This is a genomic window from Amycolatopsis sp. NPDC051061, from assembly GCF_040682935.1.
Taxonomy (GTDB): domain Bacteria; phylum Actinomycetota; class Actinomycetes; order Mycobacteriales; family Pseudonocardiaceae; genus Amycolatopsis.
This window is the reverse complement of the sequence record NZ_JBFBBZ010000052.1, coordinates 1-11,873: the sequence shown is the minus strand read 5'-3', so window position 1 is coordinate 11,873 and position 11,873 is coordinate 1. Positions and strand designations below refer to the sequence as shown.

At 71.6% G+C, this 11,873-nt stretch carries 12 protein-coding genes; 3 read left to right on the top strand and 9 right to left on the bottom strand.

All coding sequences use genetic code 11. From position 1 onward, the window contains the following. The first annotated feature begins 78 nt into the window (after positions 1–78). Together AB0N03_RS42840 and AB0N03_RS42835 are read left to right on the top strand one after the other, a co-directional pair. Positions 79–348: a hypothetical protein gene (locus AB0N03_RS42840; protein WP_364385242.1), complete on the top strand. Its 270-nt coding sequence runs from the start codon at positions 79–81 to the stop codon at positions 346–348. Positions 349–751: 403 nt separating this feature from the next. Then, a complete protein-coding gene (locus AB0N03_RS42835; protein ID WP_364385239.1) occupies positions 752–1,987 on the top strand; it encodes an SGNH/GDSL hydrolase family protein in 1,236 nt (411 codons plus the stop codon). Here the strand turns inward: AB0N03_RS42835 and AB0N03_RS42830 are convergent. From AB0N03_RS42830 to AB0N03_RS42795, 8 genes are all read right to left on the bottom strand, one after another. Then, the gene (locus AB0N03_RS42830) at positions 1,973–3,256 is read right to left on the bottom strand and encodes an MFS transporter (protein ID WP_364385236.1); all 1,284 of its coding nucleotides are present in this window, start codon (positions 3,254–3,256) and stop codon (positions 1,973–1,975) included. The two genes, AB0N03_RS42835 and AB0N03_RS42830, sit on opposite strands and share 15 nt — an antisense overlap. Then, positions 3,253–3,789, bottom strand: coding sequence for a GNAT family protein (locus AB0N03_RS42825; RefSeq protein ID WP_364385233.1), 537 nt, complete (start codon positions 3,787–3,789; stop codon positions 3,253–3,255). The genes AB0N03_RS42830 and AB0N03_RS42825 overlap by 4 nt, the downstream gene beginning before the upstream one ends. A gap of 105 nt (positions 3,790–3,894) precedes the next feature. Further along, entirely contained in the window at positions 3,895–4,437 is a 543-nt protein-coding gene (locus AB0N03_RS42820) for a YbaB/EbfC family nucleoid-associated protein (RefSeq protein WP_364385230.1), read from the bottom strand. Beyond that, positions 4,434–4,778 carry a type VII secretion target gene (locus tag AB0N03_RS42815; RefSeq protein WP_364385227.1) on the bottom strand — a complete coding sequence of 115 codons (345 nt, stop codon included), beginning with the start codon at positions 4,776–4,778 and terminating at the stop codon, positions 4,434–4,436. The genes AB0N03_RS42820 and AB0N03_RS42815 overlap by 4 nt, the downstream gene beginning before the upstream one ends. A 4-nt stretch (positions 4,779–4,782) precedes the next feature. Then, positions 4,783–6,765, bottom strand: coding sequence for a hypothetical protein (locus tag AB0N03_RS42810; RefSeq protein ID WP_364385224.1), 1,983 nt, complete (start codon positions 6,763–6,765; stop codon positions 4,783–4,785). A 9-nt stretch (positions 6,766–6,774) separates the two neighbouring features. Beyond that, positions 6,775–7,242 carry a hypothetical protein gene (locus AB0N03_RS42805; RefSeq protein WP_364385221.1) on the bottom strand — a complete coding sequence of 156 codons (468 nt, stop codon included), beginning with the start codon at positions 7,240–7,242 and terminating at the stop codon, positions 6,775–6,777. 22 nt (positions 7,243–7,264) lie between these two features. Then, positions 7,265–8,107: an ESX secretion-associated protein EspG gene (locus tag AB0N03_RS42800; RefSeq protein WP_364385218.1), complete on the bottom strand. Its 843-nt coding sequence runs from the start codon at positions 8,105–8,107 to the stop codon at positions 7,265–7,267. Between the two features lie 149 nt (positions 8,108–8,256). Beyond that, positions 8,257–9,171: a ketopantoate reductase family protein gene (locus tag AB0N03_RS42795; protein WP_364385215.1), complete on the bottom strand. Its 915-nt coding sequence runs from the start codon at positions 9,169–9,171 to the stop codon at positions 8,257–8,259. 104 nt (positions 9,172–9,275) lie between these two features. Between AB0N03_RS42795 and AB0N03_RS42790 the strand changes: the two genes are divergently transcribed. Then, positions 9,276–10,283, top strand: a complete 1,008-nt coding sequence (locus tag AB0N03_RS42790; protein WP_364385212.1) for a hypothetical protein — start codon at positions 9,276–9,278, stop codon at positions 10,281–10,283. Positions 10,284–10,502: 219 nt separating this feature from the next. Here AB0N03_RS42790 and AB0N03_RS42785 read toward each other — a convergent pair whose 3' ends face one another. Next, positions 10,503–11,732: a DUF222 domain-containing protein gene (locus AB0N03_RS42785; RefSeq protein WP_364385209.1), complete on the bottom strand. Its 1,230-nt coding sequence runs from the start codon at positions 11,730–11,732 to the stop codon at positions 10,503–10,505. Positions 11,733–11,873: the final 141 nt, after the last annotated feature.

Below are 11,873 nucleotides of genomic sequence, written 5' to 3'. Positions count from 1 at the left end.
CTCGTGTCCGGCCCGTAGTTCTCGGTAACGAGCTGCAGCACTCGCCGCCACCACCAGCCGCGTCGAAAGGCCAGACCGATGTCCACCTATCCGAGCGCGTTGAACCGCCGCGCGATCGCCATGCTCAAGGCGGTCGGCGAGGGTCGCGCCGAGCTCCGCTGCAGCTGTGAACCCGACCTCCGCGTGGACGGGTTGTCCTGCTGCGACCAGAACACCGCCCACGACCTCGCCCGCGCCGGGCTGATCCGCGCCGTCGGCGTCACGATCGTCGGCCGATGGGCACCCGCCGAACTCACCGAAGCCGGGCACCGCGCGCTCGGCTCGGATCTTCCCGCCGCCGCAGCCTGAGCCTCCCGCTCGAACGCCGTGAAGGCCACCTTCAGGAACTTCAAGTTCGTGAAGGTGGCCTTCACGGCGTTTCGGACGTTTCGGAGTCGACCGGCGGGGCGAGAAACCTCGCGAACGGACTGAACCGCCCCGGGCCGGTGCCCGTGCTCTGGGTGAGGGCGTCTCGCACACGCCCTCCGGAGTCGCCACGAAGCAAACGATCCGGGCCAGCCTCCGCCCGATCGGGACCGGGCACTCCGGCGAGCGGCCGTCGCGGCAACGGCCACCTCGCGCGGGCCCGTCCGGCATCCCCAGAATCCCGGACGGGCCCGCTCCGCCGCCGTCCGAACTGTCCGGGATCTTGTCCGATTCGGTCACCTGATCAGCGGTCCCTGGCTCGGAGCAGCCGCGCCACTGTGAGTGCATGCGACGCTTTCTGGCTCTGAGCGCGGCAGTACTGGCGGGGATCGGCATCCTCACGACATCCGGCAGCGCGAACCCGGTCAGCGCCCATCCGGAAAGCGCTCTCCCGGTGGTCGCCGAGCACGCCGTCGGCGGCTGGGTCGGCACGTGGGCCGCCTCGCCCGCGTCCGCCGTCGCCAACACCCCGGACGGCTACCCGGGCTACTCGATCCGCAACGTCGTGCACAGCAGCGCCGGCGGCAACCGGGCGCGCGTGCACCTCTCGAACGCCTTCGGCGCCTCTCCCCTGACCTTCGGGCACGTCACCGTCGCGGTCCAGGGCACCGGCCCCGACGCGGTGCCCGGCACCCTGCGCTCCCTCACTTTCGGCGGCGCGGCGAGCGTCGTCGTCCCGGCCGGCGCCGAAGCCCTCAGCGACCCGGTGAACGTCCGGATCCCGGCCGACGCCAACCTGCTCGTCACGACCTACGTGCCCACGAAGTCCGGGCCCGTCACCTACCACCCGGCCGCGTCGCAGACGTCGTACTTCACCCGCGCCGGCGACTTCGCCGGCAGCGAGTCGGGCGCGCCCTACACCGAGCAGACGTCGGTGTGGCACTACGTTTCCGGCGTCGACGTCCAGGGCGGGGCCGAGGCCTCGATCGTGACGCTCGGCGATTCGATCACCGACGGTGTCGGCTCGGTCGCCGGGGCCAACCACCGCTGGCCGGACTACCTCGCCGACCGGCTGCACGGCCGCTTCGGCGTCCTCAACGCGGGCATCAGCGCCAACCGGCTGCTGCTCGACGTGCCCGGGTCGGGCGCCGGCCAGAACGCGTTGTCCCGCTTCGACCGCGACGTGCTGAGCGTCGGCGGCGTGCGGACGCTGATCGTGCTGGAGGGCATCAACGACATCCAGCAGGACCCGCACCAGACCGACCCGGGCGCCATCACCTCGGCCTACCGCCAGCTGGTGACGCAGGCGCACGCGCGCGGCATCCGCGTCCTCGGCGGCACGCTCACCCCGTTCAAGGGCTGGCGCGTCTACGACGAAACCCTTGAAGCGACGCGCACCGCGGTGAACACGTTCATCCGCACCGGCGGCGTCTTCGACGGCGTCGTCGACTTCGACGCCGCGGTCCGCGACCCGGCCGACCCGCTCCGGATGCTCGCCGCCTACGACTCGGGCGACCACCTCCACCCGGGCGACGCGGGCTACGAGCGGATGGCCGCCGCGGTCCGCCTAGACCGCCTGTGAGCGTGGGATGAACAGCACCGCCACCAAACTGAGCAGCGCCACCGCGACGAGATAGAGCGACACCGAAAGCGAAGTTCCGGTGGCGGTCTGCAACGCCGTCGCGATCAGCGGCGCGAACCCGCCGCCGAGCACCGCGCCCACCGCGTACGAGAACGACGCGCCGCTGTAGCGGTAGCGCGGCTCGAACAGCTCCGCGAACAACGCCGACTGCGGCCCGTACGTCGCGCCGAGACCGATGTTCAGCACCACCACGGCCACGATCAGCCAGACCGCGGCCTTGGTGTCCACCAGCAGGAAGAACGGGATCGGCCAGACGACCAGCAGGATGGATCCGGCCAGGTACACCGGTTTGCGGCCGACGCGGTCCGACCACGCCGCCGTGACCAGGATGCTCACCAGCCACGTCACGCTGCCGACGATGACCACCACCAGCAGTGTGGTCCGATCGATCTTCAGCACCGACGTGCCGTAGGACAGCAGGTACGCCAGGAAGATGTACCCGATCGCGGTGTTCGCGATGAAGCTGCCCGCCGCCACCAGCAGCGCTCGCGGCCGTTCGCGGAAGACGTCGACCATCGGCCGGCTGCTGCGCGCCTCCGACTCCCGCAGCCGCGCGAACACCGGGGACTCCTCGATCCGCAGCCGGATCACCAGGCCGACGCCGACGAGCACGATGCTCGCCAGGAACGGCACCCGCCAGCCCCACGCCGCGAACTGCGCGTCGGTCAGGCTGCGGCCGAGGATGAAGAACAGCAGCTGCGCCAGGATCAGCCCGGCCGGGACGCCGATCTGCGAGAACGCGCCGTACCGCCCGCGCCGCCCCTCCGGCGCGTGCTCGACCGCCATCAGCGCCGCACCGCCCCACTCGCCGCCCGCGCTCAACCCCTGCAGCAACCGCAGGACCAGCAGCAGGATCGGGGCCCAGACGCCGATCGCGGAGTACGTGGGCAGCAGGCCGACGCCGACCGTGGCCACGCCCATCAGGAGCAGCGACAGCACCAGCATCGCCTTGCGGCCCACGCGGTCGCCGAAGTGGCCCCACAGGATCCCGCCGACCGGGCGGGCCAGGAACCCGACGCCGAGCGTCGCGAACGCGGCGAGGGTGCCGGACGCGGGCGAAAGCGTCGTGAAGAAGAGCTTGCCGAACACGAGCGCCGTCGCCGTGCTGTAGATGAAGTAGTCGTACCACTCGATCGTGGTCCCGATCGCGCTCGCCACGGCGACTCGCCGCAGCTGCCGGGCCGCCCCGGCCGGGGCTTCCGCGCTCACGAGCCGGCGAACGCCGGGACGAGGTCTTCGGCCAGCAGGTCCATCAGCAGCCCGTCGTGCCAGCTGCCGTCCGGACCGCGCTCGTAGGAGCGCATCGTGCCGACCGGCTGGAAGCCGAGCGACTGGTAGAGCTGGATCGCGGACTTGTTGTCCGCCGCGGGATCGATCACGACCCGGTGGTGCCCGCGCCGGCCGAACAGGTGCTCGGCCAGCGCCCGGATCGCGTCCGAGCCGAGGCCGCGGCCCTGCCAGTCCGGGTGGATCGCGATGTCGATCCCGGCGTGCCGGTACTGTGGATCGGCCTCTTCGAAGGCCAGCTCGATGCCCACGACGACGTCTTCGTGCTCGATGGCGTAGGTCGTGGTGCCCTCGTCGGGGTCCAGCAAGTAGGACACCTGGGCGGCCACCGGCTCCTCGGCGTCCGCCCACCAGCGGGCGACGTCCGGGTGCGACAGGATCTCCTCGAACCGGGCGGCGTCCGCGGCTGCGGCGGGGCGCAGGCGGACACGGCTGCCGGTGATCAGGCCGGTCATCGGCTCAGTGTCGACCCCCGGAGGCCGTCTGTCGAGCAATACCGCCCGGCCGGGCCACGCCGCACGGAGGGCCGGTTCGTCAGCCCCCCGCCGCGGCGGGCCTGGTCACCACGGGTTGTTGTCCTGCTCGTCCGGGTCGGTGGCACCCGCGCGGCGCGGCGGCGACGCCGGAGGCGTGCCGGCACCCGCGGCGGGCGGCGGCTGCGGCGGCGCGGGCGGCGGGTCGGCGGGCACCGGGTCGTCCGGCTCGTCCGGGTCGGGGAACCGGCCGCGGAGGTTGTCCAGCAGCAGCGTCCGGGTCTCGCGGTCCTCGTCGCCGAGCTCCTCCGACATCACCCCGGCGACCCGCTCGGCGATGCCGGACTGGGCCCGGCGCATCGTCGTCAGGATCGTCCGGGACAGCTCGTCCAGGGGGAACGACTTGATCTTGTTGCTGAACGTCAGGTCGGTGACCGTGCCGTCGGCGCCGACGGTGACGCTCACCGCGCCGTCGCTGCTGCTCGCGGTCAGCCGTAGCCGTTCGGTCTGCTCCTGGGCCGCCTGGTAGCGCTCCGCCTTCGCCGCGAAGCCGGCCGCCCAGTCGTCCATCCGGCGGATCGCCTCGTCGGGGTCCCGCATCAGGTCCCCCAGGCCGTTCGGGCTCGTCATGCCTGCACCTTCGCATCCGCCGTGCGCGGCGCCGCCGCGAGCTGGCGCTCGAACGGCTGCGCGTTGGCCTCTTCGCCGTCGCGATAGGACTGCGCGGCCGTCTTGACGTTGTCCACGAGCCCGCGCACGCCTTCGCTCGACGCGTCCAGCGCTTCCTTCGCCTTCTCGCCCGTCGGCCGGATGATCGGCGGGAGGAACGCACACAGCAGCCCGTAGGCGTGGTCCGACATCGCCGAGTCCGCCGCCGAAGCCGCCGTGGCGAGCCGGTCCACCAGGCTCTCGACGTGGCTCGAGTGCGCGACCAGCTCGTCCGGCTCGACCTCGAAGCCGCCGGCTGTCATGCGCTCACTTCCAATCCTGGTTCTTCCAGTCGCCGATCACCGGGGGCGCGACCGCTTCTTCGCCCGCGAAGAAGTTCGGGTCGTCGCTCTCGAGGTAATCGGCGGCCTTGTGTTCCTTGTCGTCTTCCTTCTTGCCGCCCTTGCCGGCACCCATGCCGCCCATGCCCGGGCTGCCCGCCGCACCGGCCTTGCCGCCCATGCCCGCGTTGCGCGCCGCCGCCGCTTCGGCCTCCGCCGCCGCGCCGGAGGCGGCACCACCGCTCAGGTTGCCCGCGCCCGTGCCGCGCACACCACCGCCGACGCCGCCGGCACCCGAGCCACCGCCGCCGATGCCACCGAGGGACCCGCCCCCGGCGCCACCGCCACCGATGCCGCCGAGCCGGCTCGCGATGCTCTCGCCGTTGATCCCGCCGCCGCGGCCGATGGTCGGCATCTTGCCGCCGCCGATGCCGCCGCCGGGGATGCCGCCCGGGCCGGTGCCGGTGGGCAGGCCGGTGATCGGGTCGATGCCGGTCGGGGTGAACCCGGGGATCCCGCCGCCGCGGATGCTGCCGCCGCCCCCGCCCGAGGTGTCCGGGATACCCGGGATCGATCCCGGGGTGAAGCCGCTGCCGCCGGTGCCTCCGCCGCCGCCGATCCCGGACGGCGAGAAGCCCGAGGACGTCGTCGAGTCGCCGCCGACCGGCATCGACGAGCCGGGGATGCCGGCGCCGCTGAAGCTGCCACCGCCGGGCGTGTCGGGCACGTCGAAGTTCGGCGCGGTGAAGCCGGAGCCGCCCGCGCCGCCACCGATGCCGCCGGCGCCACCGCCACCCGAGGCGGCGGGGATGCCCGCGCCGGAGAACCCGGAACCGCCCGCGCCGGATCCGCCGCCGGGGATGCCGGAACCGGAGAACCCGGAGCCACCGGCTCCCGAGCCACCGGCTCCCGAGCCGCCGCCCGGGATGCCGGAACCGGACGCGCCCGCGCCGCCCGGACCGTTCACGCCGTCGGGACCGCTCGTGGTCCCTTCGCCCGGGATCCGCGCCGAAAGCGGGTCCATCGCCGCGCGCGCCATCAGCGGCTGGGAGCCGTCCGCCCCGGTGCCGGCACCGCCCGAAGCCGGGCTGGTCGCCGACCGCGCCGTCGCGGACGGCAGCTTCGGCGGAGCCGGGAACCTCGGCGTCGCGACCGCGCCGCCGATGGTGTCGTCGTACTGCGTCAGGATCTGCGCCGCGTGGTCCCGGGCCGCGGTCTGCGCCCGGTAGGTCTGCATGGCCTCGCCGGCCGCCGCCGCGTACTGCACCGGGTCGGTCATCGACATCAGGCGCTGGTTGGTGCTCTGCAGGTCGAACTGCACCGGCGGGTTCGCCGCCATCTGCCGCTGGGTCTCGTTGAGCGCCTGCGAGTGGATCTCCTGCTGCCGGCCGGCCAGCGTCGCGCCCTGCGCGGTCGCGCCCAGCCACTTGCCGACGCCGGCGAGGTGCTCGCGGACGGCGTCGCCGGCGTCACCCTGCCAGTTGCTGGTGCTGGCGTTGATCGCGTCGCCGAGGGTCTTCTGGTGCGTGCCCAGGTCGTTGCCGACCGCGACCCACTCCTCCGAGGTCTCCGCGACGGTCGCCGGGTTGGCGTCCTGCGTGATGGCCTCGTTCATCTGCTCGTGGCTCGCGTTGGCCCACAGCGTCTTCGGTGCGCCACCGTTCTCACGCATGGTGAGGCCCTCGTCGAGGCCGTGCTTGGCGTTGTCGAGGTGCTGCTGGTACAGCTCCTGGATCTTCTTGTCGCGCAGCACCGGGTCGACGGCGGGACCGAGCCAGCCGGCCCGGATCTCGTCGTCGATCTGCTGGGTGGCCATGTTACGGATCTCGTCACCCGAGGGTGTGTTGTCCGTCTTCAGCGGCCCGACGTAGTACTTCGACGACGAATCGGCCGTCACGTCGTAGAGCGGACTGTGCTTGTCGTAGTCCGGAGACGACGGATCCGAGACGGACTCGGCGGTGGGTGCCACGGGTCTCCCTCAGCTCTGGTCGGCGGTCGGGAGCGACGTCAGCGTCGTGCGCGTGGTCTCTTCCCGGGACTTGTAGTTCTGCTTGGCCAGCTTGATGGCCTCGACGTAGGTCGGGAACTCCTGACGCGCCGCCTGCAGCTGGGTGACCAGGCCGTGCTCGTCGGCCGCGGTGCTCACCATGTGCGCGGAGACCCACTGGCCGGTCGCGGTCCGGCTCATCGCGGGCGCGTCGTGCAGCCGCTGGAGGTTGGCCCAGCGCTGCTCCAGCGACTCGAGCACGCCTTCGAGGGCGTCGATCAGCTGGTTGCCCGTGGTGTCGTCGATGGCGAAGCCGCCGGACTGCGCGAGCCGCTTCAGCTCACCGCCCGCCAGGCCGACCCGGGCCGCGAGCAGCGCCTTCTGCGCGGGTTCGGTCGCGGTCTGCGCCTGTAACGCCGGCTGAAGAACCTCGGCGGCCATCGCCGTGTCGTCGGTCATCAGGACTGTCTTCCCTTCCCGCTCAGTAGACGGCGGCGATCGCGTCGCGGATCGCGCGCGCGAGGTCGGCGCGCCCGGCGGGGACGTACTCCGCCGTCAGCTCGCCCGACTCGCCGGTCTTGGTGTGCACCAGGTAGCGGCCGTCGGCGGTGTCGAGCCAGCTCAGCGGTTCACCCGCGAGCCGCTCGCCGCGCCGGCCCTGCGCGGTGACGGCGATGTGGCCGCCGCCCAGCCGCGGTTCGGCCAGCACGCGTTCGAGCACCGCGACGTCCGACGGCTTCGGCGCCGGCGGCCGGCGGCCCGGCCGCACCACGGCCTTGACCTCGATCATGCCGAAGGCGTCGGTCTCTTCCTCGTCGAACTCGGCGTCCGCGATCCGCTTCGCCGTCATGGCCGAGACCTCGCGTCCGGCGGCGCGGTGCACGACGTGCTTGCCGGTGGTCGCGGCCGGGGCCGGGGGCAGCACGCCGGTGACGACCTCGACCAGGTCTTCGTCGGCGAACAGCGAGAACAGCAGCTCGTCGGTCTCCGGGGCCTGGGTGATGCCGAGCGCCTGGGCGCCGTCGGTGACCACCAGCACGGCGACGTCGGCGCCGAGGCCGTCGATCCCGCTCACCGCAACCGAAACGCGCGGCTCGGTCAGCAGCTCGAACGCCGTGCGCACCCCGGGGTGCAGCTCGCCCGACACCGAAAGCCGTCGCTCCTCGAGCGCGTCGTAGACCTGGCGCGCGACTCCGACGAACCGCACCGGGTCCGCCGGGAGGTTGCCCGCGCGCAACGGGTAGCGCCGGACGTCGCCACCGGTCGCCCGGCCGACGACGAGGGCTTCGACGACCTCGAGGACGAACTCGAACCTGTCCGCCATTTCCCCTCGCTGCTTCTTTGTCAAACCCTCAAGCAACTTTCCTGCCGAAGGCTATCAGTGCCCGGTGACACCGCGTCAGCACCGCCACGCCGATGCCCGAAAGACCACGATCCCCGGCCTGTGTGGGCAAAGCGCTCTCGGTGACCGGGTCACCCGATGCGGTGCTGGTGCACGCGCAGTTGCAGGGTGACGAGATCGAGCAGCGGCACGGCAACGCCCAGCTCACGGGCACGCGCGGTGAGATCCCCGAAGATCTGGTCCCCCTCGACCGGGTGGCCGCCGAGCAGGTCGCGGTAGAGCGAAGATCCACCCGACCCGGGGTCGGTGACGGTCTTGCGCGTGGCCGCGAGATCGCCGGCGGGCAGCGGGTACCCGGCTGCCTCGGCGACAGCGGCCGCTTCGGCCACGACGGCTTCGGCGAAGTCCGTGCCGCCCGGGACGGCGACGACGTCGCCGATCGTGCCGCGCATGAGCGTGTTCACCGCGCCGATCGCGGCGATGAACACCCACTTCGCCCACATCGACTCGGTGATCCGCTCGTCCAGGGCGGCGGTGAACCCGGCGTTCTTCAGAGCCGCGTCGACGTCCGCGACTTTGTCGGGTGCGGGCTCGGTCCGAGCGCCGTAGGCCAGGCTCTGCAGCGGGCCGAGCCGCCGGATCGCGCCCTCGTCGTCGACGGTCGTCTGCACCTTGGCGACCCCGCCGAGCACGGCGTCCTTGCCGAACCGCGCGTCGAGGGCGTCGATGTGCGCGAGTCCGTTGAGGAACGGGAGGATCAGCGTGCCGGGGCCGACCGCCGGGGCGAAATCGTCGATGGCCGCGGTCAGGCCGGTCGCCTTGACGGCCAGCAGCACGAGGTCGTAGGTCCGGTCGAGGGTTCCGGTCTCGGCGAGCGGCGGTTCGAGGACGGTGTCTTCCCCGAGGCCGGTGATCCGCAGGCCGCGTTCCCGCAGCAGCTTCGCCCGGGCCGGCCGGACCAGGAAGGTGACGTCGCGGCCGGCCTGCAGCAGCCGTCCGCCGAAGTACCCGCCGGTCGCCCCGGCGCCCACCACCAGAATCTTCAAGTCGCTCACACCATGACGTAGCGCCCGGCGGCGGCCACAGTATTCCCACAGCAAGACACAGCGAAACGACAGGTCGATCCGGCGCCGCCGGGCGTTGACCAGGCATGGGAAGACGGATCCGGTGGACGTTGGCGAGCGCGGGGCTGGCGGCGGCCGTGCTGACGGCCGGGGCGGTGGTCGCGGCCGGTGGGCACCTGGTGACGACGGTGGCGGTGACGTCGGCCCCACCAGCTGCTTCCGTCTCCTCCGTCTCCTCCGTCTCCTCCGTCTCCTCCGTCTCCTCCGTCTCCTCCGTCTCCTCCGTCTCCTCCGGCTCCCCTGGCTCCCCCGACGACACGGCCGTGAGCCCGGCGGCGTCGACGTCCGAGGTCCCGTACCCGGACTTGTCATCGGTGGCGAGCGAGGTGAGCGACGCAGTAACGGCAGCGTCGCGCGGCACGAGTGTCGGATTCGTCCTGTACGACCGCGAGTCGGGCAAGGCACTGGCCTCAGTCGACGCGGACCAGCCGTACTACACGGCATCGGTGGTCAAGCTCCTGATCGCGATCGACGAGGTCCGTTCGAACGACGGCTGGGCCCTCCCGGACGCGGACGCGGTCGAGGACCTGACGGACATGCTGGAGGGCAGCAACGACGCGATCGCGTCGGCGTTCTGGGAGCAGAACGGCGGCAACGCGATAGTGACCCGCACGGCGGCCCTGATCGGTCTTGAGCACACGACACCGCCGACCGACCCGGCCCAGTGGGGAATGGCGAAGACGAGCGCGAGCGACGTGGTGGCGACGTACGAGTACTTGACGGACGCGATCCCGGAAGACGTGGCGGCCCCATTGCTGGCGGCGCTGGGCACCGCCCGCAACCCGGCGGACGACGGGTGGGACCAGTACTTCGGCATCCCGGACGGTCTGCCGGGTCGGCCGTGGCAGATCAAGCAGGGGTGGATGATCCTGCGGAACGCGCTGGTGCTGAACACGACCGGGGTCGTGGGCGGGCGGTATGTGGTGGTGCTGATGACGCAACAGCCGCTGGTGAGTTCGGCGAAGGGAAGGGCAGCGGTGACGGCGGGGATCAAGACACTGGCACCACTGCTGGCTCAGCTCGACGCTACGTGAGTCAGGGTGGTTCAGCGGGATGAATTCCCTGCGCCGATGGCCAGTCGGTGGCAGGTGAGAGCGGCTGATGAGAAGTCGCTCCAGCGGTTTCCTCAGGAGGTGCGGCCCGGGAAGCGGTGAGGCCTCGCAGGGTTTGAGATGTGGCCAGGCGCACGGACGGCAAGGACGGTGGGTGTAGGCCCGTAGCCGGTGGCTGCGGGCCTTTCCCGTGTCAATTGTCTAAGCCGCGAACGGCAACGGTTGGTGCAGGTTGTTGCGCCTGGGTTTTCGGCGCTTGTCCAGGAACACCGGCGGCAAGAACTCCGGGAGGCCGTCGGCGGCGATGCGGACTTGCCAGCCCGAGCGGTGCAACAGCCGGTGGTGATGAGCGCACATCAGCACCATGTTGCCCAGCTCGGTGGAGCCGCCATCAGCCCAATGCCGGACGTGGTGGCCCTGGCAGTGCCGCGGTGGGCGATGGCAGCCGGGGAAGGCGCAACCGCGGTCGCGCAGGTACAGCGCGCGGCGGATTCCGGGTGGGACCAGGCGGCGTTGGTGTCCCAGGTCGAGGGGTTCGCTTTTCGTGCCGAGCACGGCGGGGATGAGCATGCAGTCACACGCGTGGATCCGGGCTTCGGCCGCCGACATAGTGCCGGTGTCGCCGAGGATGGCCCGGCCGACGCCCGACTTCAAGTCTTCCAGCGACACGGCGACCATCACGTGGGCTCGTTCGCCGGCCTGCATCGGTAGGTCTGGGGTGTTGAGGGCGAGATCGATCGCGTCGGAGAACGCGTCGCCGTAGCGTTCCTGTGGGGAACGCACGTCCGGGCCCTCGTCGGTGGTGCGGCGCTGGGCCAGAGAGTCGAGCAAAGCGCTGGCGCGGGTGCCGGTTTCGTCGTCGAAGCGACCCTGCAGTTCCCAGACCCCGGTTCTCTTGCGGCGTAACGAGAGTTCGCGGTTGGGGGTGGCGGGTTCGACCTCGTCGGGGGCCTGGCCGTCGGGGTCGAGGTGCGCCAGGATCCGTGCGCCCAGCGCTGCGACTTGCTTGTGCCCGGCGTCTTCGGCGAACGTGAGCAGATGCTGTTCGGCCTCGTCGCGGTGTTCGGGCGGGACTTGGGTCATGACTCCGACGATGGTGTCGATCATCGGGGTGCTCAACCGGCCATCCGACGCGGCAGCGCCGGTGGCGGGAGCAACAGCAGCCACCGGGCTGCCATCCAGGTTCCGGCCGGGCGTGAGGGCACGGGCTCGTTTCACCACAGACTCAGCGGCAGCTTTGGGAACATCGGCGAGGTGCTCAAAGAGCCGTGCGGCAGAACGGTAGCCGAACAACTCCATGACACCGCGCGACTCGATTTCCACCAGCAGCGAACCGATCTCGGCCTCGGCGGACCGCACCACAGTGAGCAGCGCGGAGATGCGGTCGGCCAAGGCCACCGCATCCGCTCGCATCACCGCATCGCTGTCCACACACCAAGATTACCGGCACACGAACGCATGTTCATCACTCGATCAGGGTAACTGTTCAGGGCATTTCGGTGTTCGTTGGCAGCCAGGGGTTTCCGGTGATGGCGTCGCGTAGCGCGGTGATGATGTGGAGGCCGTTCTTGC